At 62.3% G+C, this 22,554-nt stretch carries 24 protein-coding genes; 10 read left to right on the forward strand and 14 right to left on the reverse strand.

The window, feature by feature from the left end; translation table 11 throughout:
- Positions 1-188 precede the first annotated feature (188 nt).
- From F7R90_RS11960 to F7R90_RS11980, 5 genes are all read right to left on the reverse strand, one after another.
- Positions 189-770 carry a DUF7110 family protein gene (locus F7R90_RS11960; protein ID WP_158057654.1) on the reverse strand — a complete coding sequence of 194 codons (582 nt, stop codon included), beginning with the start codon at positions 768-770 and terminating at the stop codon, positions 189-191.
- 110 nt (positions 771-880) lie between these two features.
- Complete coding sequence (locus tag F7R90_RS11965; RefSeq protein ID WP_158057655.1) at positions 881-1,222, reverse strand: glutaredoxin family protein; 342 nt, start codon at positions 1,220-1,222, stop codon at positions 881-883.
- Between the two features lie 152 nt (positions 1,223-1,374).
- On the reverse strand, positions 1,375-2,016 hold the full coding sequence (gfcR, locus tag F7R90_RS11970) for a transcriptional regulator GfcR (protein WP_158057656.1): 642 nt from the start codon (positions 2,014-2,016) through the stop codon (positions 1,375-1,377).
- On the reverse strand, positions 2,013-3,080 hold the full coding sequence (locus F7R90_RS11975; RefSeq protein WP_158057657.1) for a glucose 1-dehydrogenase: 1,068 nt from the start codon (positions 3,078-3,080) through the stop codon (positions 2,013-2,015). The genes gfcR and F7R90_RS11975 overlap by 4 nt, the downstream gene beginning before the upstream one ends.
- Positions 3,081-3,445: 365 nt before the next feature.
- Positions 3,446-3,964 carry a nicotinamide-nucleotide adenylyltransferase gene (locus F7R90_RS11980; RefSeq protein ID WP_158057658.1) on the reverse strand — a complete coding sequence of 173 codons (519 nt, stop codon included), beginning with the start codon at positions 3,962-3,964 and terminating at the stop codon, positions 3,446-3,448.
- A gap of 170 nt (positions 3,965-4,134) precedes the next feature.
- Here F7R90_RS11980 and lonB point away from each other — a divergent pair, with 170 nt between their 5' ends.
- Complete coding sequence (gene lonB / locus F7R90_RS11985) at positions 4,135-6,228, forward strand: ATP-dependent protease LonB (RefSeq protein ID WP_158057659.1); 2,094 nt, start codon at positions 4,135-4,137, stop codon at positions 6,226-6,228.
- Between the two features lie 93 nt (positions 6,229-6,321).
- Positions 6,322-6,528 carry a hypothetical protein gene (locus F7R90_RS11990; RefSeq protein WP_158057660.1) on the forward strand — a complete coding sequence of 69 codons (207 nt, stop codon included), beginning with the start codon at positions 6,322-6,324 and terminating at the stop codon, positions 6,526-6,528.
- A gap of 19 nt (positions 6,529-6,547) precedes the next feature.
- Here F7R90_RS11990 and F7R90_RS11995 read toward each other — a convergent pair whose 3' ends face one another.
- Positions 6,548-7,138 carry a protoglobin domain-containing protein gene (locus F7R90_RS11995; protein ID WP_158057661.1) on the reverse strand — a complete coding sequence of 197 codons (591 nt, stop codon included), beginning with the start codon at positions 7,136-7,138 and terminating at the stop codon, positions 6,548-6,550.
- 72 nt (positions 7,139-7,210) lie between these two features.
- Complete coding sequence (locus F7R90_RS12000) at positions 7,211-7,522, reverse strand: hypothetical protein (RefSeq protein WP_158057662.1); 312 nt, start codon at positions 7,520-7,522, stop codon at positions 7,211-7,213.
- Positions 7,523-7,603: 81 nt separating this feature from the next.
- Between F7R90_RS12000 and F7R90_RS12005 the strand changes: the two genes are divergently transcribed.
- The 5 genes from F7R90_RS12005 (at position 7,604) to F7R90_RS12025 (ending at position 11,256) form a co-directional block, all read left to right on the forward strand.
- Positions 7,604-8,314: an acyl-CoA synthetase family protein gene (locus tag F7R90_RS12005; protein WP_158057663.1), complete on the forward strand. Its 711-nt coding sequence runs from the start codon at positions 7,604-7,606 to the stop codon at positions 8,312-8,314.
- A gap of 96 nt (positions 8,315-8,410) precedes the next feature.
- Complete coding sequence (locus F7R90_RS12010; RefSeq protein ID WP_158057664.1) at positions 8,411-9,172, forward strand: hypothetical protein; 762 nt, start codon at positions 8,411-8,413, stop codon at positions 9,170-9,172.
- 96 nt (positions 9,173-9,268) lie between these two features.
- The gene (locus F7R90_RS12015; protein WP_158057665.1) at positions 9,269-10,051 is read left to right on the forward strand and encodes an aldo/keto reductase; all 783 of its coding nucleotides are present in this window, start codon (positions 9,269-9,271) and stop codon (positions 10,049-10,051) included.
- Positions 10,052-10,114: 63 nt separating this feature from the next.
- On the forward strand, positions 10,115-10,645 hold the full coding sequence (locus F7R90_RS12020) for a GNAT family N-acetyltransferase (RefSeq protein WP_158057666.1): 531 nt from the start codon (positions 10,115-10,117) through the stop codon (positions 10,643-10,645).
- Positions 10,645-11,256, forward strand: a complete 612-nt coding sequence (locus tag F7R90_RS12025) for a GNAT family N-acetyltransferase (protein ID WP_158057667.1) — start codon at positions 10,645-10,647, stop codon at positions 11,254-11,256. Before F7R90_RS12020 ends, F7R90_RS12025 begins: the two co-directional genes overlap by 1 nt.
- A 239-nt stretch (positions 11,257-11,495) precedes the next feature.
- On the opposite strand, the gene F7R90_RS12030 is transcribed toward F7R90_RS12025, so the two are convergent.
- The 6 genes from F7R90_RS12030 to F7R90_RS12055 form a co-directional block, all read right to left on the reverse strand.
- Positions 11,496-13,505: an AMP-binding protein gene (locus F7R90_RS12030; protein ID WP_158057668.1), complete on the reverse strand. Its 2,010-nt coding sequence runs from the start codon at positions 13,503-13,505 to the stop codon at positions 11,496-11,498.
- A gap of 511 nt (positions 13,506-14,016) precedes the next feature.
- Positions 14,017-14,853 carry a hypothetical protein gene (locus F7R90_RS12035; RefSeq protein WP_158057669.1) on the reverse strand — a complete coding sequence of 279 codons (837 nt, stop codon included), beginning with the start codon at positions 14,851-14,853 and terminating at the stop codon, positions 14,017-14,019.
- A 44-nt stretch (positions 14,854-14,897) separates the two neighbouring features.
- Complete coding sequence (locus F7R90_RS12040) at positions 14,898-15,815, reverse strand: CPBP family intramembrane glutamic endopeptidase (RefSeq protein ID WP_158057670.1); 918 nt, start codon at positions 15,813-15,815, stop codon at positions 14,898-14,900.
- Between the two features lie 368 nt (positions 15,816-16,183).
- On the reverse strand, positions 16,184-17,203 hold the full coding sequence (gene sppA / locus F7R90_RS12045; RefSeq protein WP_158057671.1) for a signal peptide peptidase SppA: 1,020 nt from the start codon (positions 17,201-17,203) through the stop codon (positions 16,184-16,186).
- Between the two features lie 117 nt (positions 17,204-17,320).
- Positions 17,321-18,184: a coiled-coil protein gene (locus F7R90_RS12050; protein ID WP_158057672.1), complete on the reverse strand. Its 864-nt coding sequence runs from the start codon at positions 18,182-18,184 to the stop codon at positions 17,321-17,323.
- 302 nt (positions 18,185-18,486) lie between these two features.
- Positions 18,487-20,352 carry a glycoside hydrolase family 2 protein gene (locus F7R90_RS12055; protein WP_158057673.1) on the reverse strand — a complete coding sequence of 622 codons (1,866 nt, stop codon included), beginning with the start codon at positions 20,350-20,352 and terminating at the stop codon, positions 18,487-18,489.
- A gap of 112 nt (positions 20,353-20,464) precedes the next feature.
- Between F7R90_RS12055 and F7R90_RS22220 the strand changes: the two genes are divergently transcribed.
- The 3 genes from F7R90_RS22220 (at position 20,465) to F7R90_RS12065 (ending at position 21,968) form a co-directional block, all read left to right on the forward strand.
- Complete coding sequence (locus tag F7R90_RS22220) at positions 20,465-20,617, forward strand: hypothetical protein (protein WP_192498300.1); 153 nt, start codon at positions 20,465-20,467, stop codon at positions 20,615-20,617.
- A 91-nt stretch (positions 20,618-20,708) separates the two neighbouring features.
- Complete coding sequence (locus F7R90_RS12060) at positions 20,709-21,131, forward strand: DUF371 domain-containing protein (protein ID WP_158057674.1); 423 nt, start codon at positions 20,709-20,711, stop codon at positions 21,129-21,131.
- Between the two features lie 24 nt (positions 21,132-21,155).
- A complete protein-coding gene (locus F7R90_RS12065; protein WP_158057675.1) occupies positions 21,156-21,968 on the forward strand; it encodes an endonuclease III domain-containing protein in 813 nt (270 codons plus the stop codon).
- A 4-nt stretch (positions 21,969-21,972) separates the two neighbouring features.
- Here the strand turns inward: F7R90_RS12065 and F7R90_RS12070 are convergent, their stop codons facing one another.
- The gene (locus F7R90_RS12070; RefSeq protein ID WP_158057676.1) at positions 21,973-22,239 is read right to left on the reverse strand and encodes a hypothetical protein; all 267 of its coding nucleotides are present in this window, start codon (positions 22,237-22,239) and stop codon (positions 21,973-21,975) included.
- Between the last annotated feature and the right edge of the window lie 315 nt (positions 22,240-22,554).

Raw genomic sequence — 22,554 nt, forward strand, 5'->3', positions numbered from 1 at the left:
TTGCGTGCGGTTGCGGTGAACAGACCAGCGCAGATTGCGGTGCGGAGAAGTCCAGCACGAACTACACGCGAGAAATCTGTGCGCGGCGCGCACAGATTTCTCTGAGTGACTTTTTCATCGACGTTTTTCAAGGAGTGGTGCGCGAGGGCCTTCGGCCCTCAGCGCACCCGACGCAGAAAAAGGTCGCGTTAGATAAACTCGTTGTCTCGCCAGTTGACACCGCTGGAGGAGGAACTGTTGGCGTTGGGACCCTCCACGACTTCGATGGTGGCGGGCCGGTCTTCTCCTTCCACGATGCGGGTCGCTTGCAGTTCGCCGTCAAGTTCGGCGATAGCGGTCAGCGTCCCCTTCTCCGCGAGGCGCGCAATGTCACAGAGGACGAGGAACATCGGGTACTGGAGCGCGGTGTTCTGGAGGACGGTCTCTCGGTCGCCCTTGAACGCCGCGACTTCGATGAGTTCGCCGAGCGGTTCGTCGCGCTCTTCTTCCTCTTCGCCGTCTTCACCCCAGCGCGGGCCGTTGCGCAGTTCCTCTTCTTCCTCGGTGAAGACGCGCGTCTCGGAGATGCTCGCCTTTAGTTGCGCCGTCGGCGTGTACTTGCTGATGCTCTCGTCGTCAGAGACCGCGCTGATGATGAGCGTGTTCTTGCGCCGGGTGATGTCTACGCTAGCGACCTCCGGTGGGAGGTCTGGATCCGCTTCAAAGTGGTCGTAAACGGTCTCTAGCGGCAGTTCGAGTGTCGAATGAAGTCGATATACTTGCCCCGTCATTTGTGAGATATCTATGAGTTCCCGGCTGGCGGCGTGATACACCTGTATGTAGGAGGTCCGAACATATATGACCTACTCTTTTAGTCCTCGTTGCGACGGTCGCAACAACGTCAGGCGTTCAACGTCTCTTCGAGTTCGCCTCGTTCGTCTAGTTCGTTCAGTACGTCGCTTCCGCCGACGAATTCGCCGTTCACGAACGTCTGGGGAATGGTCTCCCAACCGCTCTCTGCTTCCAATGCCGCTCGGTACTCAGGCAGTGCCTTCAGTACGTCTACGGTCTCGTAGTCGTCGCGGTACTTCGTGACGAGTTCGAGCGCGCGCTGGGAGTAGCCACACTGCGGCATCAGTTCGTTGCCCTTCATGAACAGGACGACGTCGTTCTCCGAGAGAACCGACTCGACTTTCGTTTCGGCCTCCTCCTCGGTCAGTTCGCTCTCGCGCTGGAAAGTCATACCCGACGATAGACGCCCACGGGGCAAAGAAGTTGCGTTGACTATACTGTCGGCTGTAACCTCGTGAAGATCGTCGGGAGAATCTCCCTGTCTCGTGGGCGCAAGCACCGCCTATTGCGTACCCCCACTTGACAGAACTACAGCCGACAGTATTATTCGTCGTTGCCGACGCGAACGACGTTGATGAGCGAGTGGACCGGCACGCCCTCGACTTCTTCGACGCCCTGCTTGTCCACGAGGACACAGCACGCCACAGGGGTGCCACCCTCGTTGCGGATGGCTTCGACCGTCTCTTTCATCGTGGTGCCGCTGGTGATGGTGTCGTCCACGACGTAACACTCCCGGCCGCGAATCTGGGCGAAGTTGCGCGAGAAGGTGCCACCGAGGTCTTCGATGTCGCCCTCCTCCCACTGGTGCTTGCGGGGTGCGTAGGTGCCGAGGTCCGTATCGAGTTCGCGCGCGACGCTCGTGGCGAGGGGTGCGCCAGCCTTCTCGATGCCCATGGTCAGGTCTACTTCCTCGCCCTGTTTGGCGAGCAGGTCGGCCATCGCGGCCGCCGCGTGGTGGAGGCGCGTGCTGTCGCGGCCGAGCGCCGACCAATCGACGTGGATGTCGTGGGGACCGCCCGTCTCGGCCGGTTCCGGCGTGGTCGTGGGTGCGCCCGACCCACTGCGTTCGACCAGCCAACTGGCGGTCTCGCGCGAAACGTTCAGTTCGTCCGCAATTTCGCCCTTCGATAGCCCTTGGTCGGCCAACTCTGCCGCGCTCTCGATGAGGTCGTCGATGTTCTTCATATCTGATTGAATTGGACTGCCGTCTTTATTGTCGTTTCGTCGTCGCGGAATGCTGCCTCGTAGTCGTCTAACTCGTAGACCCCGGTAACGAGGTCTTCGAGAAGCCACGAGGGAAGGTCGGCGAGCGTCTCGACTGCCGCCTCGAAGTGGTCCACACCCGAGTTGACGCTCCCGACGAGCGCCTTGTTGTTCATCACGAACTCCTTGTGCAACTTCCCGCCGTCGATTTCGAACTCCCACGGTTCCGGCACGCCGAGCAGGGCACCGACGCCGCCGGGTGCGAGGGCTTCGATTGTCTCGAAAGCGTGCTTCGCGTAGCCAGTCGCCTCGTAGACGAAGTCCATCGACTCGTGGGCGTCGGGAATCTGGTCTACGGGCGTCACGCGCGAGTCGATGTACGTCCCGCCGAGTTCCTCGATGATGTCGATGGTCGGGTCCGGTCGGTCGCGCCGTCCGAGACAGTAGGTTCGCTCGTACCCTCGCTGGTCGAGCATCGCCAGCGTGAGCAAGCCGAGACTGCCGTTGCCGAGGACGAGTCCCGAGTCGGGATTCCACTCGAACGCCGACCGCGAGGCGTTGGCGTGTTCGATGGCCTTCTCCGAGATGCTGATGGGTTCGACCAGGAAGCCCCACTCCGCGAGTTCGTCGGGCACGGAGACCAGCGTCTCTGCGGGACTCGTGAAGTACTCGGCCATGAACCCGTGTGCGCCGTCGATACCACGCTCGACGCACTCGTCCGGGGGTGCCATGTCGGCCTCGCCACGCTCGAAGTACTCGTTGGTGCCATCGTCCGGCGGGCGACGGACGGTCGGTGCGACGATATCGCCTGCTTCCAACGACGTGCCGTTGGCGTCTTCGACCACGCCGACCGCTTCGTGGCCGAGGACCAGATAGTCTTGGCCCGCTGGGAAACTGCCGTGGCTCCCCTCGATGACTTCGTGGTCTGTCCCATCGACGCCGACTCGAAGTGTCTTCACCAACACCTCCCCGCGCTCTGGTTCGGGGCGAGGCACGTCCGCGACCGTGGGGGCGTTCTCGCCGCGTCGGATGACGACTGCTTTCATAGACTCCCCTACGAACGGCGGAGATAAAAAGATTTATTCTCTACCGAGTAAACATCTCCGGTGAGGTGGGTCGGTCCCGCGTCTCGACACTCGTCTGACATCAACCTCGACCCACCCCGCAAGCGACCCCGGAATCGCAGCTTACTGCTCCTGTACTCGTGCGACACGGACTTGTCCGCCTGAATCGTACCTATCGCATGAACTCGAAATCCCTCAGGTCGAAACTCGACGTATTCGACGTACTTCGCCCGACGTGGCGGTGCCACGACTGTGGAAAGACGTATCGACGGAACCGGCGAGTGTGCGGTCGGTGTCAGTGTACCGTCTTCGATAGAGTGCGGTAGAATCGTGCCGTTTGAGTACCGCTACTTCCCGTTCGAGTCCGAATCGCTGACCTGCTGAATTCGGTCGATGCCGTCGATTTCCTCGACGACTTCTACCGCGGGGTCCGGCATGAGCTTCTGCCAATTGTCGCCCGAAATCATGCGGTCCCGGACTTCCGTGCCCTCTAGAACTTCGCGGTTGAACATCGGCGACTGACGAACCTCGACGCCCGCTTCCTCGAACAGTCGAATCACGAGTGGGTTGTTCGAGTAGGCCACGTCGAAGTCTGGACTCATGCTCTGGACGTGGCTCACCCAGACGGAGTTACGGTCCAAGTCCTCGATGGGGACCGCGTAGGTGACGAGGTCCGAATCCACCAGCGACTTGGTGATCATCATGATGCGTTCGCCCGCCGTGAACGGGTCGTGGCGAGTGTGGGAGTCCCCGGCACTCCCGATTCCGAGAACGAGTTCGTCCACTTCCTCGGAGATGCGCTCGACCACGCTGTGGTGGCCGTTGTGGTACGGCTGGAAGCGTCCGATGTAGAACCCGCGAGTCATACTGTACGTTGTACGGTCGCGTTTTATAAGGGTGGCGAGTCGGCCCGAATGCCCGAAACACGTTTTTCAGTCGCTCTTTCGGTGAGTCGGAGGTAACCGCCCCGCCCGAATCGAGGGAGAAAGTATATCAGTTCTCCACCCCTCAATTCTGATACGTACAGGACGGTTCTATGAGTAACGATACCGATAACGACGCTCCACCGCCGGAGCAGACGCGTGAGCGCGAGCAACCGCGTGAGCAGAAGGAAGAGCAGGGGGGCTCGGACTTCGAGACCGAACAGGAAGGTTCGGACTTCGAGGAGGAGGAAGACGGTTCCGACTTCGAAGACCTCGGAAGCGACGTCGCTACCGACATCGCAGACGAGGACGTCGCAGAAGACGACCTGCTCGGCGGCTTGGAGATCGAAACGACCGAAGAGATAGAGGTCCCCGACCGACTGGTGGACCAAGTCATCGGGCAGGACCACGCCCGAGACGTCGTTCAGAAGGCGGCCAAACAGCGCCGCCACGTGATGATGATCGGCTCTCCCGGGACCGGGAAGTCGATGCTGGCGAAAGCGATGAGCGAACTGCTCCCCAAGGAAGACCTCCAGGACGTACTCGTCTACCACAACCCCGACGACGGCAACGAACCGAAGGTTCGAACCGTCCCCGCGGGGAAGGGCGAGCAGATTATCGACGCCCACAAAGAGGAAGCGCGCAAGCGCAACCAGATGCGTTCGTTCCTGATGTGGGTCATCATCGCCATCGTGGTTGGCTACTCGCTCCTTATCGCCACCCAACCGCTGCTCGGCATCCTCGCAGCGGGTGTCATCTACCTCGCGTTCCGCTACGGGTCGCGCGGGAGCGACGCGATGATTCCGAACCTGCTGGTCAACACCGCCGACCAGACCACCGCGCCGTTCGAGGACGCGACCGGTGCCCACGCGGGTGCCCTGCTCGGCGACGTTCGCCACGACCCGTTCCAGTCCGGTGGGATGGAGACGCCCAGCCACGACCGCGTCGAACCCGGCGCGATTCACAAGGCCAACAAGGGCGTCCTCTTCGTGGACGAGATCAACACCCTCGACATCCGGTCCCAACAGAAGCTGATGACCGCGATTCAGGAGGGCGAGTTCTCGATTACGGGCCAGTCCGAGCGTTCCTCGGGCGCGATGGTCCAGACCGAACCCGTCCCCTGTGACTTCATCATGATTGCGGCGGGGAACATGGACGCGATGGAGAACATGCACCCCGCGCTCCGCAGTCGTATCAAGGGCTACGGGTACGAGGTGTACATGGACGACACCATCGAAGACACCCCCGAGATGCGCCGGAAGTACGCCCGGTTCATCGCCCAAGAGGTCGAGAAGGACGGGCGTCTCCCCCACTTCACGGAAGAGGCAATCGAGGAGGTCATCCTCGAAGCCCAGCGCCGCTCGGGCCGCAAAGACCACCTCACGCTCAAACTGCGTGACCTCGGTGGTCTCGTCCGCGTCGCAGGCGACATCGCACGCGCAGAGAACAAAGACCAGACCGAGCGCCACGACGTGCTCGAAGCCAAGCGCCGCAGTCGCTCCATCGAACAGCAGGTGGCAGACGACTACATCGAGCGGCGCAAGGACTACGAGCTAACCGTCAACAAGGGCGAAGTCGTCGGCCGCGTCAACGGACTCGCCGTGATGGGCGAGGACTCCGGTATCGTCCTCCCCGTGATGGCGGAGGTCACGCCCTCGCAGGGCCCCGGTCAGGTCATCGCCACTGGTCAACTGAAAGAGATGGCAGAGGAAGCAGTGCAGAACGTCTCGGCCATCATCAAGAAGTTCAGCGACGAGGACATCTCCGAGAAGGACGTTCACATCCAGTTCGTCCAAGCGGGCCAGCAGGGCGTTGACGGCGACTCCGCGTCGATTACGGTCGCGACGGCCGTCATCAGCGCGCTGGAAGACATCGCCGTCGAGCAGGACCTCGCCATGACCGGCTCGCTGTCGGTCCGCGGCGACGTGCTGCCGGTCGGCGGTGTGACGCACAAAATCGAGGCCGCCGCGAAGGTCGGTCTCGACCGCGTCATCATCCCGGCGGCAAACGAAGACGACGTGATGATCGAAGAGGAGTTCGAAGAACAGATCGAAATCATCCCAGTCAGCCACATCAGCGAAGTGCTGGAAGTGGCACTCGCGGGCGAACCCGAGAAAGACGGACTCGTGGACCGCCTGAAGAATATCACCGGCTCTGCGCTCGAACGGCAGGTCGGCCGCGGGAGTGGCAGTCCGAGTCCGCAGTAATCGGTCGAACTCGCTCTATTTTCGCTCCACTTCGCTTTCTTCCACCCGCCCCGAGTAGACATATTTTTCACAGGAGACGCCGTAGATTCTTCCATGGCATCAGCCTCGAAGTCCCTGAAGAGCGGTGGTATCGCGTTCGTCGTCGCGAGCCTCGTCGCGTCGCTGTTTAGCAACAAGAAACTCGGTCTCACGATGGGTCTCATCACGGGTGGCTCAGTCGCCTTCACCATGTGGGTCACTGGCGACGACCTGGACGAACTCGCCGAGGAGTTCGCCGACGAGCAGGCAGTCGCCCAGTAATCAGTCACCCTCGCTTCTCTCAGAAGTCGCCGTCTTTCACGTACGGATAGCTCCAGAGTGTGACTTGCAGAACGACCGACTTGAACCACGCGTCGTACATCTTTTCGACGGTTTCGGCGTCGTGGTCGCTGTTCTCCAGAAACTGTCGAATCGTCGCCGTAATCGGGTAGACGAACGCCGTCATGTATCGGAAGTGAATTATCGGCACCGATTCGGCGTCGTCGGTCTGGTTCTTCTTCGTGCGGTGGTGTCGGAGCGCGATTTCCTGCTGATAGTTTAGCCAGTCTTCGTCGTACGGCGGGTCGCAGGTGTCTCGAATCCACTGGCCGAATCGCGCACGCACACGGTCAAGATACTCGTCGATAGGTTCGCCTTCGGGCGTGCTGAAGTACTCCAACAGGAAGTCGTGGTCGCCGACGAACCCGTACCAGAGTTCCAGCACGTCGTCTATCTGGCCGTCGAGTACGTCGCCCGCCATTCGGAGGTGCTCTTCGTCCTCCTCGGACCACATCACCGTCTGTTTCAGTTTCTCGAACTCCGCCATGCTGAGTGGTGATTCGGCCACCGAGTCCTCGCCGTAGGTGTACCCCGAAATCTCGGTATCGCTCATGTTCTCACCCGACAGAGCCACACCACGGGGATTGTTAACAATTATGTGCTGGCTCGAAGATGTCTCGATACCCTAATTGATTGCCATCTCACGCGTCTCGCCGAGCATCGCACTGCTCAGTCCCAGCACGATTTTCCGGAGGAGAGAGAACTCGACCATGATAGCGACGACGCCAGCGGCGAAGTAGGCCGTCCGGAGGGTCCCCTCCATACCGAGGTTCGCGGCCCCCCAGAACAGTGCCGCGCCGGTGCCGACCAGTGGCGGAACGACGATACAGACCGAAAGGGCGACGTACGCGGTGACGAGAGCGAACTCTCGCAGATACGAGACCGTGCGGTCGTAGCACCGACGCGCGAGCGACCCTGATAGTTGTCCGTTTGACACACCACGACAGTACCGGCATTACTGACATAATACTTCGGGAGAATCGGCGACCCTTTGACCATCGCAGGCAAATCGCCAGCCATGGAGACGCTCGGGGACCTCGTAGCGCGAGAGCGACGAAGCGACGAAGTCGCAGTCGTGACCCACGACGGTCGGAGCTACGATTATCATCGATTCTGTACCACGACGTGGAAGACGGGAAACTTCTTCCGTAGATTAGGGGTGCACGAAGAGGCAACCGTCGCCGTCGCCGACGACCACGCACCCGAAGTCCTCTTCTCGTTCCTCGGTGCGGCGATGCTCAGCGCGGAGACCCAGTTCGGTCCCGAACGAGAGACAAATGCACGGGTCGTCGTCGCCCCAGTGGAATCAGCCGAATCGTACGACCTCCCCGCAGGTGGCCAGCGAGTCGCCTACGGTGGCCCGCCAGACGACCCGGCAGTCGCGCACTTCGAGCGCGACGTGTGGAGCGAGAATCCCACGTTTCCGGAGACGCCACTCGATTCTGAGACGGTCGCGCTCGTCGGCGACGAGCGTGAGTTCACACATGCTGAACTGCTGAGCGGTGCCAGAGAGATTGCGGACGAGTGGGACCTCGAATCGGACGAGCGAGTCGCGGTCCGCGACTCGCTCGCCAAGCCGGGAACGGTCGTTGCGGGCGTCCTCGCACCGCTGCTCGCTGGCGCGACAGTGCTGTTTCCGGGCGACGAGGAAACCGGTGACTTCGCTGTTGGTACTGACACCGCACCCGAGCGCCGAACTATCCGAGCGAAAGACGTATTGAACGACTGACTTCGACGGCAACGAGGCCGTGATTCGGTCGCCGTAGCACGCGGTGTGTTATCCAGCACCAAATTTTATCCGTTATTGACATTATAGTTACATCGTATGCCGAACGAAAATACAGTCAGTCGCCGAAGCGTCCTTCGAACGACCGCCGCCGCTGGGGCCTCGTTCAGTTTCATGGGAACTACGACTGCAACCGACTCCAACGCACAAGTGGACGGCGTCGCTCGTGAAGTCGCGGAGTCGTCACACTCCGAGGCAGTCCAAAAATACGACCCCGAAACGATTACGAGCGACATCGACGGCGCGGTCCACGCAGAGTTAGCATCGCGGTACGCGGATTCGTTTACCGTCGAGTCGGCACTCGACGACGGAACTGGACGAGTGCTGGAGACGTTGGCCGACCACGGCTATCTGGACAGTCCGACGCTCTCGGCGTTCGACCTCGAAACGACCTACGACGACGTTCTCGACCCGGCCGACGACCGGGTCGGCGTAGCGACGACCACTCTCGACCACGACGGTACCGAAACCGCCCACGTCATGGCGACGACCCGCTCGAACGGCTACGATATCGGCCTCTATCACCAACCGGAGACACAGAACACCTACGCGCTGGTCGATACCGACGACGGCCGACAGGTGGTCCACGACTTCGACGGGGACGTGGGCATCGAGGCAGACTGTTCGTCGAGCACCTACTGTAGCGACGAAGTCTGCTGTACGTGTCGATACTCTGAAGGAACTGCCGACTACAAGGTGAAAAAGCAAGAAGACTGCTGTCTGCTCCCCGATGGGACCTACGACTGTGACGTGACCGACTTAGACTGCGGCTGTAGTGTCGATCCGCCCTGCTGTGCGTAGCGAACACGACCGCTTCGTTTTCTCGAACTACTCGCAGATAGTACGTCGCGGCGACGGTCCATCGGGGACTTAGTAGCCTGACGCGTACGACAGCACATGGCCGAGAACTCGACGCTCGACTTCGAACCTCAAGTCGGACTGGGGACGATGGGTATCGACGACCCAGACAGCATCGCCACGGCAATCGAACTGGGCTATCGCCACCTCGACACCGCCCAGATTTACGAGAACGAGCGCGTCGTCGGCGAAGGTATCGAACGCGCGGACGCACCGCGAGAAGACCTCTCGCTCGCGACCAAGGTGTGGGCTGACAATCTCGCGTACGACGACGTGCTGTCGAGTACTGAAGCGAGTCTCGACAAACTCGGCGTCGAGTATCTCGACCTGCTGTACGTCCACCGACCTATCGACACCTACGACCCCGAGGAGACGCTCGCGGCGTTCGACGAACTCTACGCCGACGGTCGGATTCGTGGCGTCGGGGTGAGCAACTTCTCGGTAGCGGAGGTTGCGGAGGCCCGCGAGATTCTCGACGCGCCGCTGCTCGCCAATCAAGTGGAGATGCACCCGTTCTACCGACAAGAGGAACTGCTGGCGGACGCCCGACGCCACGACTACGCGCTCGTCGCGTACTCGCCGCTGGCACAGGGGAAGGTGTTCGACCAGCCAGAAATCCAGTCGGTCGCCGCGAAGTACGACGCCACGGCCGCACAGGTCAGTCTGGCGTGGTTGGCAGGGAAAGAGTCCGTCGTCCCGATTCCACGCTCTTCGAGCGAGACGCATCTCCAGCAGAATCTCGCGGCGCTCGACCTCTCGCTCGATGCCGAAGCGGTCGCCGAAATCGAAGCAATCGAGCGCGAGCAGAAACTGTTTGAGTGACAGTAATTCTACAGAATTGCCGTTCAGGAAACCGCTTTACGGCGGGGCTTCGACGGTCGAACCATGCCCGGACCAGTCTACCGCGAGGGCGACACCCTCGCTCTCAGAACGGTCGAGCGCGAGGACGAGGAATTCGTCCAGCGCGCGCACAACGACCCGGCGGTACGCGTTCCCGTCGGTCTCAGCCACCCCGAAAACGGCACGCAGGTCGAGTCGTACTTCGAGGAGAAAGTCGAGAACGAAGCGTGCGTAAACTTCGTCGCATCCGTCGATGGCACACCCGTCGGGCAGGTCGTGGCGATGGACCTCGACCGAACGCGGCCCGAACTCTCCTACTGGCTACTCCCAGAGTTCCACGGCGAAGGGTACGCTACCGAAGCAGTTAGCCTGCTAATCGAGTTCTGCTTCGAGACGTACGACGTTCGAGGGCTGTACGCGCAAGCCTACGCCTACAACGAGGCGTCGTGGAAACTGCTCGAACGACTCGGCTTCGAGCGCGAAGGTAGACTCCGCGAGGACCGTTTCGTCCGCGGGGAGCATCGTGACACCGTTCACTACGGACTGCTCCGCGAGGAGTGGGAGAGTGGAGAATAATGTCCGGCGTCGTCTTCGAGCGCGGCGACCGAGTGACGCTCAGGACCATCGAGCGCGAGGACACCGAGTTCCTCCAGCGCGGCCGGAACCATCCGGAGGTCGCGGGGCCGCTCGGGATGCCGTTCCCCGAAAACGAGATCCAAATCGAAGAGAGCATCGAAGAGTGGATAGAGGGCGACGACAGCGTCAACCTGTTCGTCTGTCTCGATTCGGAAGATGCAGACGGGACGGAGGGCGACGGAGACACCAAGAGTGACGAGGACAACTCCGAAAGTGACGAGGACAGCACCGAAACGACGCCAATCGGCATGGTCAACGTCATGAAACTCCACTGGGACCGACCGCTGTTGTCCTACTGGCTCCTCCCCGACTATCAGGGCGAGGGCTACGCCACCGAAGCGATGACCGTCCTGCTCGATTACTTCTTCGACAGCCACTACAAGCGCGGCGTGCAGGCCCGCGTCTTCTCGCACAACGAACCGTCGCAAGCACTGCTGGAACGGCTCGGCTTCGAGCAGGAAGCGGCGCTGCGTGACCATGTCTTCGTGGAGGGTGCGTACCGCGACGAGTTGGTCTTCGGACTGCTCCGCGAGGAGTGGATCGGTGAGTAAGAGATCGTATTTGAGTGATTGTGACGATTTTGCGGACCGCAGAATGGGCGATGATTGTAACCTCGTAGAAAGCCCCCGCACGCTCGCGGTCGCTGGCCGGGATATTCTGGCCTCTCCGCACAACCCGGCCAGAATAGGGCCCGCCCAGACCACCACGTCCTCCGGACGCGAGCGTGCGGCCCCTTTCATACCCCACCCCGTAGATTGGTTAGCCGAGCGTAATCGCTCGCTGTGTCGCCTTACTCCGCGTCTTCCAGCCTGTCCAGTGCCTCGGGGTTCTCGATGCTGCTCATGTCACCCAAATCTTCGCCCGTGTAGGTTGCCTCGATGGCGCGCCGGATGATTTTGCCCGACTGCGTTTTCGGGAACTCGTCTACGAACAGGATTTCGCGGGGTCTGAACGGTTTGCCGAGTTCGGCCCCAACCTGTTCGCGCAGTTCCTCGCGCAGGTCGTCGCTCACGTCGTAGTCGTCTTCGAGGATGACGTAGGCGACGACTGCTTGGCCGGTCGTGTCGTCCGGCACGCCGACGGCGGCGGCCTGATTCACTGCGGCGTGGTCGATGAGCGCACCTTCGACTTCGGCGGGGCCGACTTTGCGCCCTGCCACGTTGATGGCGTCGTCCGCGCGCCCGTGGAGGAACCAGAAACCGTCTTCGTCCTTCTGTGCCCAGTCGCCGTGGTCCCACATCGGCGGGTCTCGGAAGGTAGACCAGTACTCCTCCAGGTAGCGTTCGTCGCCGCTCCAGAGACTCTTGGTCATCGACGGACAGGAGTCACGCGCGACGAGGAAGCCTCGTTCGTGCGTGTCGGCGATTGACTCGCCTTGGGAGTCCACGATGTCGATGTCCATGCCGAGTCCCGGCCCGCCGAGCGTACAGGGTTTGAGCGACTGAATCGGCAACGGCATGAGGAAACAGCCCATGATTTCCGTACCACCAGAAATGTTGATGATGGGTGCCTCGCTGTTGCCGACGTTCTCGTAGAACCAGTTCCACGACTCGGGGTCCCACGGTTCGCCGGTCGAACCGAGCAGGCGGAGCGTCGAGAGGTCGTGACCCTCCAGCCACTCGTCGCCGTATTTTCGCAGGGCGCGAATCGCCGTCGGCGAGATGCCGAACTGCGTCAGGCTATGGCGGTCTATCATTTCCCAGAAGCGGTCGGGTTCGGGGTGGTCAGGCGCGCCCTCGTACATGAAGATAGTCCCGCCGAAGGCGTGGTTGCCGATGAGCGTCCACGGTCCCATCATCCACCCGATGTCGCTGACCCAGAAGAAGCGGTCGCTCGGCTTCTGGTCGAAGCCGAAGTGAATCTCCTTGGCGGCCTGCATCAGCGCGCCGGAGTGGGTGTGGACGATGCCCTTCGGCTTGCCCGTCGTCCCCGAGGAGTACAGCAGCATCGACTCCTCTCGGGAATCCATCGACTTCGTCTCGTACTCGTCCGATTGGCTCTCGACGGCGTCGTCCCACGACTCGTCTCGGTTGCGCCACGTCAGCGACGCCTCGTCGCTGTGGATGTGGCCGAGTCGCTCGTAGACGATAGTGTGTTCGACGTGGCCCGCCTCGTCGATTGCCTCGTCGGCAGTGTCTTTCAGCAACACCTCGCTGCCGCGTCGATAGAAACCGTCTGCCGTGAAGAGGACCTCACACTCGGGGTCCTCGATTCGCGTGGCGGTCGCTTCGACGCCGAACCCGGAGAAGATGGGGACCGCGATTGCGCCGACCTTGAACGCTCCGTAGAGAATCGAGACGACTTCCGGTACCATCGGCATGTAGAGCCCGACGGAGTCGCCCGCTTCGATGCCGCGCTCCTCCAGCGCGTTGGCGACCTTGTTGGACTGGCGGTGGAGTTCGTGGTAAGTGATTTCCCGGACTTCGCCGTCCTCGCCCTCCCAGATGGTGGCGACCTTGTTGCGGGTCTCGCTGTCCGGTGCGGCGTGGCGGTCCACGACGTTGTGTGCGATGTTCAACTCGCCCCCGTCGTACCACTTCGAGAACTGTGGTCCCTCGCTGTCGTCTCGGATGGTGTCGTAGTCCTCGTAGAAGTCGATGCCGAGGTAGTCCACGAGTTCGTCCCAGAACCACTCGACGCCCGACTCCTCGACGCCCGGCATCTCCGAGGTGGTCCGCTCGATGAGTTCGTCGTAGTCCTCGATACCGTGTTCCTGCATGAACTGGTAGACGTTGGTCGATTCCACGAACTCCTGACTCGGTTCGTGGACGACCTCGTCCACGTCTTCGAGCGTGTCCATATACCGCAAAAATTGCGGGCCGATGCAAAGTAACTTTCTACAACCACCTTTTTTCGAATCGGGTGGCAACGGCGCGTTCCGCGCCCCTTGCCACCACTCCGAGAAAAGTCTGGACCAAAAACCGACGTCGAGAAATCTGGCCGCGAGACGGCCAGATTTCTCGCGTCTACTTCGTGCGGGTACGACTTCCGCACCGCCACCGCATCCGCATGAGCCACACGCCTCCCCAACCGATTCCTTCATTCGCTCGCTGTCGCTCGCTCCTTCAGTCATCCACCGGCAGACGAACCGCGTCTGCCGAGTTGCTCGAAAACCGAAGGTTTTCGGCATTGCAGGACCGGAGGTCCTGCAAGCTGTCAGACGTAGTCTGACAACATCACGAAAGGGCTTCGCCCTTTCGAACGACTTCGGTCACTGCGTTCACGAAGACCTCGCGCGACGTGACGAGACACAAGGTCTCGTCAGCGCGCGCCGGTTCGTCAGTGAAGATACGCGAAATCGCGTTCGAGGGTCACTCTCGCGGCAGAAACCGTTCCAGCGCCTCCGCAAGTTCGTCCACGTCTTCGATGTCGGCCGCGTCGCGGCGAATGTCTCGCAGTCCGAACGCCGACCAGCCAGCACGACGTAAGATAACGGCGTCCTCGCGCACCGAGAACCCCTCGAAGTCGTCCCACGACTGGAGGTTCTTGTGGACTCGCTGGTCGGTGAGGAACCCGGCGTCGGTGACGGCGAAGGTCTTCGTCGTCGTCGCACCGAGCAGTCCACCTGAAATCGGAAGCAAGAGGTAGAGATCCTCTCCGAGTTCGAAGTCGGCGACGACCGAGGCGACCATCCCGGCGAGGCCGACGACCACGAACACGGCGATACTCCACATCACCAACCGCCGGTCACGCTTCGGCGCACTCGCCGTGAACCGGACGTACTCCTCGCTCCCGCTGAGCGTCGCCCTCGCGTAGCGGTTCTGCGCGGCTACTGCGAACCCCATGCCCGTAATCATGCCCGCTATCATCCCGGCCATCGAGACGCCGACGGCCGCGCCGCGGAGTCCGGCGGCGATGACGACGAACATCAGCACGCCGTAACCGAACGGCGCGACGACTGCGAGCCAAATCCACTTCGTGCGGCCGAGTCGAACCGCGACCGACTCTTGGCGGGCTTGCCACCCGACGAATCCCGCGAAGACGATAACCGACCCCAAGAAGCTAAAGAAAAGCGTGGCAGGATTCTCGGAGACGCCGACAGCCGCGAGAATCGTCACTGCTGGCGCGAGCACCGCGGCGGCGTAGACGCCCGCAATGAAGCCGAACACTGAGTCCGTCTCAGTTCCCGTCTCGTCGGACTGCTTCATTGTCCACTACTCTGATTTGTGCCCGAGAAAGTGTTTCGGTCGCGCTACTTTCCTGCGGCGCTCTCGCTACCGTCTCGACCCCACTCGACGCCCAATCCCTCGTGGACGACGAACTCCAGCGCGTTGACGAGGTAGTGAGCCACCACGACGACCAGCAGACTTTCCGTGACGATGAACACCGCCGCCAGCACGAACCCGAGCAGGCCCGTCACTGCGATTCCGGCCGGTCCCTGCGCGCCGTGGCCGAGCGCGAACGCGAGTGTCGAGACGACCGCGAGCAACCACGGCGAGACACCGAGACCAGCGGAGAACACGCCGACCAGTGCCGCGCGAAAGAGCAGTTCCTCGAAGGCCGCGATGATGGGCAGAACGACCGCGAGCAGGAGAACCCAGCCACCGACACTGTCTGGGGCCAGTTGCTCGCGCAGGTCCTCGGCGTACTCGATGCCCCACTCGTCGGCGACGTTCGCGCTCAGTTCGTTGGCGGCGTAGAGCGCCAGGCCTACGACGACACCGAGCGCGAGCGCTGGGAGGCCAGTACTCGCGGGAGTTCCGAATTCCACCCCGAACGCGACGGGCGGGATGTTGGCCAACCACGCTGCACCGAGCAGGACCGCGCCGAAGAAGCCCTGACTCACTGCGACGTTGACGAGCAGGGTCTTCGTGGAGTGGTCCGCAGACTCCGTTTGGGGCTGCTGGGCTTCAGCGCGCGACCGCTGGGTCTCCGTCTCGGCCTCGTTCTCGCCCCACGGATTCAACCGCGCGTGCTGTTCGAGTCGTGCCGCTCCGGTCGCCGGTAGTCCCTCGGCCTGCTCGTGAGCCTGGAGTGCCGTGGTGGTGTCCCCCGAAGGCTCCTCACTTGGTTCGACCAGCATCGCCTGCGACGCACGGGCCAACAGCATGAGCAACCCGAGGACCAACAGCGTGACGACAGCGAACGACCCGTACATCGGCGACGGCATTACGATGTGGTTGGTGTTCGAGTGTGAAAAGTCGGTGGGGCGCGACGAGTAACGACTGCGGTTGACAGAATCGTTACGATGTGACTGCTAGCTGTTGGCGGTTACGAGAACAGCACTATCGCCGATACCAATGAGAAACCGCACCGCACAGCACCGCGACCACCGTCGGACAAACCGCGTCCGACGAGGTCACACTCACTTCGTTCACGTGACTGCCACACACCTCCCCACCCGACTGCGGTCCTCAGGTTCGGAAGCCACGACCACGTTGGGTCGTGGCTTCCGCGTTGTGGTCCTCATCCCTCGCGCGAGAGTTGACGAGACACGGGGTCTCGTCAGCGCGCGCCATGGTCGAAAAGTCGTATCTGCTACCGCAGTTTAAATTCGAAGCCGTCCATGTCCCCACCTCGCTCGCCCGCCAGCGCGCTCGCCACGCCAGCACCGAATGAGTACGCTACTGACGAGGCCCCGCCGCGGAGTCGCTCCATCACGCCGCGCTGGATTTCGAATTCTTGGACGGTGACCTCCTCGACGCCCAGTTCGCTTGCGATGTGGTCTTCCACGTCGTCTCGCGTGCCCAGTTCGTCCACGAGACCGATACTCTGGGCGTCGTCACCGAGGTACACCTTCGCTTCGGTGTCCCGGACTTGTTCGTCGGTGAGGTCCCGGCCGTCGGTCACGCGGTCCACGAAGTCCTCGTAGTAGCCGTCGATGAGGCCTTGCAGGTACTCGCGTTCGTCGTCGGACATCTCCTTCAGCGAGTTTCCGGCGTCCTTGTAGTCGCCCGCGGCGAGTCGTTCGTACTCCAGTCCGACCTTGTCCGCGAGATCCGACGCGTTCACCCGTGACCCGATGACACCGATGCTCCCGACGATACTCCCCTCGCGGGCGTAGATGGCGTCACAACCGCTGGCTATCCAGTAGCCGCCACTGGCGCAGGTGTCGGTCGCGTAGGCAATCGTCGGCCCGTCGAACTGCTGGGCCGCGAGTCGGATGTCGTCGCTTGGGACGACCTGTCCGCCGGGCGTGTTCAGACGAACGATGAGCGCCTGTGCCCCCGCGTCGTAGTCGGCACGTTCGATTTGTTCTACTACGTCGTCCGCGGCCGCGCCCCCGGGTCTGGCAGGGAGTCCACCACCGCCGCCGTCGCGGGTAATCGGTCCCTCGACTGCGACTTCCGCAACCTGGTAGCTCGGGAATCGGCTCGAAGCGACGCGGCCCGCGATTCGAGCACCGAAGACGACCGTCGCGAGTAGGAGAAGCATACCGAACAGGTCCGCGAGGTCGTCGGAGCGTTCGAGGAACAGATACCAACCGACCGCGAGCGCGACGACGACGCCCACGACTACTATCAACAGCCGCTGGAGACGGTACTGGCTATCGGCCACGGCTGACCACTCCGTTGTCTATAGGAATATCCACTCCGCTGTGCATACCAGCGACTGCGAGCGCACAGGTCGTTAACTTTCGGGAAGTAGAGAAAAGATGCCGCTATATCGCCGCGATTAGAGCAGCCCCGTCTTCTGGAGCTTCATCAGGTCCTCGGTGTCGAGGGTCTCGCCTTCCTTGAACTGCTGGTAGATCTCCTCGGCTTCCTCTTTGGCCTCTTCGCGCTCTTGGGCCTTCTCAGACTTGCGCTCTTTCTCTTCCTTCTTGTCGAGTTCGCGCAGTCGCTTCTGGACGCGGACGAAGTCCTCGTGGTGCTGGTCGGCCGACTCTTGAGCTTCGACGAAGCTCTCGTGCATCTCGTCGGCTTCGTCACGAATCTCGTCGGCTTCGCGGTAGGCCTCGATCATCTGGTTGTGATGCTCTTGGGCCTTGTCCGCGAGTTCCGTCACTTTCTCGTGGTGGCGGCTGGCTTCGGCACGAACTTCCTCGGCCTCTTCGACGAGCCCTTCGAGGTCCTCGCTGTCGTTGAGCTTGTCCTTGCGCTGCTGGTACTCTTCGCGCTTCTCCTCGATCTTCTCGATGAGTTCGCGCTCGTCTTCCGTCGAGAGAACCTCGGTCTGCTGCTTGAACTCGAGCTGTTCAATCTCGTCTTCGAGCTCTTCGAGGTCTTTTCCCTCGTCGAGTTCGAGGTCTGACTTCTTCTGCTCGACTTCGTCGAACAGTTCGTTGGCCTTCGCGTTGAGCTCGTTGCGGCTCTCTTTGTGTTCCTGAACCTGCTCGTTCAGTTCGTCGCGCTTCTCGCGGTGTTCCTGTGCCTCATCGACCTTCTCTCGGGTCTTGGCGTTCAGGTCGTCGCGTTTGGACGCGCGCTTGCTGGCCTTCTGGTTCAGCTCGTTTCGTCGGTCGCGGAGCTGTCCTGCAAGTTTGATTAGTTCGCCTTTCGACTTGTTCTGAAGTTCCTCTTCTGTTACGCTTACCATTCTTAGTTAAACCTCCGATTCCATACCCGCCAAGACGTCCGAAGCAGCGAGCGCGAGACGCGACCGTCGTTGGAGTAGTTCCAACGAATCGAGCGTCGATACGCCACGCTCGCGGCGACTCGCAATCGACCGGTGACAATAGTTCCCTGTCATTTGTCGCGCGATGCTGTCGAACGCCGGTGGCGTTCTGGTAACTGCAAATATAGCCTGCGGATATTTAAACCTTCCCCCTATGGAAACCGTGGAAACGGTTCACACGGCCGCGAGAGGCAGTGTAATGGCTTGGCACACTTCTCGGCAGGTTATAAAGGATAGGCGTTCGTCGCCGTCCCGTCACCGAGCGAGAGCGACAACTCGACGGCGTCCGCGTCGTCGGGAACCCGCAGCGTACCCGCGCTCGCGCGCTGGAAAGGCTCGACTGCCACGTCCGTACCGCCGCTCCGGTTGCCCGCCTCCCACGCGACGGTCCCCTCGACACGCTCGTGGGTGTCGTTGAGGACCGTCAGTTCCCGACTGTCGCCGCTCTCGGGGTAGGCATCGAGGACGACTTGCACCGGTTCGAGCGAGTCGGCCATCGCGGCGTACCCTGCCTTCTCCGTGCCGTCGGCGGCCAGCACGCCCATGCCTGCGGCCGCATCCGTATCGCGCAGTGCGGCAGTCGCCAGCACGCCCGTCCCGCGCCGTCGGAGCGTCTCGGTCGCCGACTTGAGAACTTTCGCCTGATAGAACTGTGATTGCTCGACGCCACCGGAGACGTAGGCGTCGTGGAGGTCTGCGTCGAAGCCAGCGACACCTCCGGCGTCTTTTCTCTCGATTGCACCCTCAGAGGCGAGTGCGCCTGCCCCGAACGCGCCGACTACGTCGCCGCAGTCGTACTTGTCGAGGAGCCAATCGAGGTCCGAGACGTCCCCGTACTGCCACCCCGGAAACACCTGCACTGCGTCGGGGTCGATGCCAGGCGCACCCGAGACGGGGAACGTCGGTGCGCCGTCGAACGTCTCGGCCACTTCGTCGTCGGCACTCGCGTCGTAGTCCGCGCGCCACGCGCGCCAGCGAACTTTGTACTTGGAGAGTCGCGACGGCCCGACCCCCGAAAGATGGTCGCTCGGTTCGTCGTGGACGCCGAACGCGGCCACACACGGGTGTCGCTCGACGCTCGCGGCGAGCGTTTCGGCGAGGTTGTTCGCGCGCTCCGTGTCGTAGCTGTCTGCACCAGCGAGCGGCAGGTCCTGCCAGACGAGCAAGCCAGCGTCGGCACACGCTTCGTAGAACTCGGCGGGCGGCACGTGGGCGCGCGGACGAACCAGATTCGCGTTCGCGTTGGCGGCCCGCTCTACGTCCCACGTCGGCTCGCCGGTCGGGAGCAGGCCGAACCCGCGGGCGGGCACGTGCTGGCCGTTTACGACGAGTCCGTCGTCGTACGTAATCTCGCAGAGGCCCGTCTTGCGAACGCGCTCGGAGTCGCCGAGGCGCGCTCGGACTGCGTACTGGTGTTGCGGGCCGAATCCGATGGGCCACCAGTAAGCGGGGTCGCGCAGGTGGAGTTCCTTCTCCACGACGACTCGCTCGCCCGCCTCGGCTTCGACCTGTGCGCGCTCCATGACGCCGCCGCCGCGGAAGCCCTGCGGGCGCACCGACAGCGAGATTCGGTCGTCCACGTCCGCGCCTGCTTCGACGGCCATCCGGGCGTCGATGACGGTTCCCTCCTCGGTTCGACGCGGCGTCAGCGTCAGGTCGTCGATGAACGTCTCGGGATGCGTTTCGAGGTCGGCCGCCCACCAGATGCCGGGCACCGCGTTCTCCGCGGGTACGTCGTCGGTGGCGTAGACGCCGCCGAATCGGTCGGGAGCGCGGCAGACGACCACGAGTTCGTTCTCGGCATCGAGGTCGAGGGGGTACCGGGCGGGCACGAAGTACGTGTCGTGTTCGCCGAGCAGTTCGCCGTTCAGCCAGATGCGGGCGTGGGCGAAGCACCCGCGAAGTTCGAGCGTCGCTCGTTCGCCACCCTCGGTCGGGTCGGAAAACCGGGTTCGGTAGGCCACGGCGTCCTCCTCGGCGAACCGCTCGGGGCGACCTGGCACCGTCACTGGGTGCCACTCCTCGGGAGATGGTGGCGCGTCCCCCGCGGACGCTTCGACCGCCGCGCCCGTCCACTCGTTCAGAGACATACAGGTGGAACTAAACCCCTCCCTGATAGCTCTTGCGTCCACCAGTTGACCACTTTCACTTTCACTCCGCCCTTCCCTCAATTTAAGTAGGATGGCGGGACCACCTACTGGTATGCTCGACAACCTACAGGCGGTCTGTGACGGTTCGAACTGCGAGCGCACCCTCCGCGAAGCGGACTGCCAACTCGTGATGGTGACGGCAGGGGGCGAACGCCGCGCCTACGAGTGTGCCTGCGGCGCGGTGACGGTAACTGTCGCGCGCTGAACTCGACGGCGACGAAGAACGACGACAGCGACGACCCGCGCGCCGAGCGAAGTTGGAGACCCTGAAGTACTCTCCGCGAGAACTGCCCTGCATGAAGGAGACGATTCGCGCACACGGCCACGAACACGTCTCGGCCGAACACGCCAGCACGTTCGAAGTAACGACCGACGACTTTCTGACGCCCGCGGGCGACTGCATCCTCGCAATCGAAGCCGACCAAGCACCCGCAGACTTCGATTCGGAGTTCGTCGCGGCTTGCCAGCACGAAGACGCTACGATTACGGCGACGTTCGAGGCTGGCGGCTACACGGAGCGCGTGACGGGTCGCGGCGACCCCGAGTTGACCTTCCAAAGCGACCGAAGCATGGTCGGCCGCACCAGCGACTACGTAGACGACCGGACGTTCGTGCTCGGGGCGGACTTTGCAGCGGAGGGCTTCGATAGGGACTTGGTGGCGGCGCTGGCGGATGGCGCAGAGTTGACCGTGACGGTGGAAGTCGAGCGGGAGGAGTAAGTCGATAGCCACCTCAGTCCCTCTATGAACGACGAACCCGCCGAGAACATCAGCGGTGGCGACCCCGAGACGAGTTCGTTCGCCACGTTCACTTCGGGGGAGGCCGCGACTCGCGCCGAGGAAGTCATCGACCGTCTCGGCGAACTGTACTGGCAGAAGACCTACGGCGGACAGGACGCCTTCGAGTGTCTGGTGCGCACGGTTCTGAGTCAGAACACCAGCGACAAAGCCAGTCAACCGGCCCACGACGCGCTCCTGGAAAAGTATGGAACTCAGGACCATGTAGGCCTCGCGTCGGCGCTCGCCGACGCGAGTCACGACGAACTCGCCGACACGATTCGCTCTGCCGGACTCTACAACCAGAAAGCCGAGGTCCTTCGCGGAGTCGCCGAGCGCGTGCTGGACGAGTATGGGAGCGCCGCCGAGTTCGACGAATTCGTCAGAGAGGGGGAGCCTTCGGAAGTTCGAGAGGCCCTCCTCGACTTCTCGGGAGTCGGTCCGAAGACCGCGGACTGCGTTCTGCTGTTCGCCGGTGGCCAGACCGGCGTCTTCCCGGTCGATACGCACGTCCACCGCATCTACCGGCGACTCGGCATCGCGCCGCCCGACGCCGACCACGAGGCGGTTCGGGCGGTGTTAGAGCAGGAGGTACCAGCGGAGAAATGTGGGTTCGGGCACACGGCCTCGATTCAGTTCGGCCGCGAGTACTGCTCGGCGCGCAAGCCCGCCTGTCTGGACGGCCCGGAGGCGTGCCCGCTGTACGACATCTGCGAGCGGGTTGGTGTGATTCCGGAGACGGGGGAAGTGGTTGACCCCGCCGAGACAGCGAGGGATTGACGGTCTACTTCTCCGTAATCTCAGTAATCGGCCGTGCCTCGTTTACGTCGGAACTGCTCGGTTCGGTCACGACTCGGATGAAGAAATTCACCAGCAGACAGGGGAGCGCAATTGCCAGCACTACCACTGGCACGAAGAGGCCGACGAGTTCCCCGGTCGCCAGATAGTACGACCCGCCAGCGGCGAGGACCAGCGGAAATACGGCACCTGCGCGGGTGCCCAGCCACCACGTCGATTCCCGTATCCGCTCGATTGTCGTTTCGGAGGGCATACTCGAAACGTCACATTCATACAGGGTAAGTTTTCTGCCGCGCGAGCAGGTCAGACACGAATACGGACGATTGGTTACACCCCTCCGAGACGCTCGGTGACACCTTCCACCGAGAACGCTCGACTAATCAATCGACGGGTGGGACTGAAAGGGGTCGGCCGCTCGGCAAAGGCGGACGAAGTAAGCACCGCAGGCAGAGGCGAGGAGCGCAGCGAGGCCCCCGAGTCGAGCGGCCGAGGGCTTTCGAAGTAGCCGAAACCACGATAACTGCTATAACTTCTAACGAGCAGTACCACCGCGAAGGAGAGATATTTA

Source organism: Halorussus halophilus (genome assembly GCF_008831545.1).
GTDB classification, from domain to species: domain Archaea; phylum Halobacteriota; class Halobacteria; order Halobacteriales; family Haladaptataceae; genus Halorussus; species Halorussus halophilus.

Bases quoted from the DNA above. Each gene is read 5' to 3' on its own strand.
- F7R90_RS12070 (WP_158057676.1), bottom strand. From the start codon at position 22,239: ATGCCCTCCGAAACGACAATCGAGCGGATACGGGAATCGACGTGGTGG.
- F7R90_RS12015 (WP_158057665.1), top strand. From the start codon at position 9,269: ATGGCCGAGAACTCGACGCTCGACTTCGAACCTCAAGTCGGACTGGGG.
- F7R90_RS11995 (WP_158057661.1), bottom strand. From the start codon at position 7,138: ATGAGCGATACCGAGATTTCGGGGTACACCTACGGCGAGGACTCGGTG.
- gfcR (WP_158057656.1), bottom strand. From the start codon at position 2,016: ATGAAGAACATCGACGACCTCATCGAGAGCGCGGCAGAGTTGGCCGAC.
- F7R90_RS11965 (WP_158057655.1), bottom strand. From the start codon at position 1,222: ATGACTTTCCAGCGCGAGAGCGAACTGACCGAGGAGGAGGCCGAAACG.
- F7R90_RS12035 (WP_158057669.1), bottom strand. From the start codon at position 14,853: ATGAAGCAGTCCGACGAGACGGGAACTGAGACGGACTCAGTGTTCGGC.
- F7R90_RS11990 (WP_158057660.1), top strand. From the start codon at position 6,322: ATGGCATCAGCCTCGAAGTCCCTGAAGAGCGGTGGTATCGCGTTCGTC.
- F7R90_RS11980 (WP_158057658.1), bottom strand. From the start codon at position 3,964: ATGACTCGCGGGTTCTACATCGGACGCTTCCAGCCGTACCACAACGGC.
- F7R90_RS11960 (WP_158057654.1), bottom strand. From the start codon at position 770: ATGACGGGGCAAGTATATCGACTTCATTCGACACTCGAACTGCCGCTA.
- F7R90_RS12020 (WP_158057666.1), top strand. From the start codon at position 10,115: ATGCCCGGACCAGTCTACCGCGAGGGCGACACCCTCGCTCTCAGAACG.
- F7R90_RS12060 (WP_158057674.1), top strand. From the start codon at position 20,709: ATGAAGGAGACGATTCGCGCACACGGCCACGAACACGTCTCGGCCGAA.
- F7R90_RS12005 (WP_158057663.1), top strand. From the start codon at position 7,604: ATGGAGACGCTCGGGGACCTCGTAGCGCGAGAGCGACGAAGCGACGAA.
- lonB (WP_158057659.1), top strand. From the start codon at position 4,135: ATGAGTAACGATACCGATAACGACGCTCCACCGCCGGAGCAGACGCGT.
- F7R90_RS12030 (WP_158057668.1), bottom strand. From the start codon at position 13,505: ATGGACACGCTCGAAGACGTGGACGAGGTCGTCCACGAACCGAGTCAG.
- F7R90_RS12025 (WP_158057667.1), top strand. From the start codon at position 10,645: ATGTCCGGCGTCGTCTTCGAGCGCGGCGACCGAGTGACGCTCAGGACC.
- F7R90_RS22220 (WP_192498300.1), top strand. From the start codon at position 20,465: ATGCTCGACAACCTACAGGCGGTCTGTGACGGTTCGAACTGCGAGCGC.
- F7R90_RS12055 (WP_158057673.1), bottom strand. From the start codon at position 20,352: ATGTCTCTGAACGAGTGGACGGGCGCGGCGGTCGAAGCGTCCGCGGGG.
- F7R90_RS12050 (WP_158057672.1), bottom strand. From the start codon at position 18,184: ATGGTAAGCGTAACAGAAGAGGAACTTCAGAACAAGTCGAAAGGCGAA.
- F7R90_RS12010 (WP_158057664.1), top strand. From the start codon at position 8,411: ATGCCGAACGAAAATACAGTCAGTCGCCGAAGCGTCCTTCGAACGACC.
- F7R90_RS12065 (WP_158057675.1), top strand. From the start codon at position 21,156: ATGAACGACGAACCCGCCGAGAACATCAGCGGTGGCGACCCCGAGACG.
- F7R90_RS11975 (WP_158057657.1), bottom strand. From the start codon at position 3,080: ATGAAAGCAGTCGTCATCCGACGCGGCGAGAACGCCCCCACGGTCGCG.
- F7R90_RS12040 (WP_158057670.1), bottom strand. From the start codon at position 15,815: ATGCCGTCGCCGATGTACGGGTCGTTCGCTGTCGTCACGCTGTTGGTC.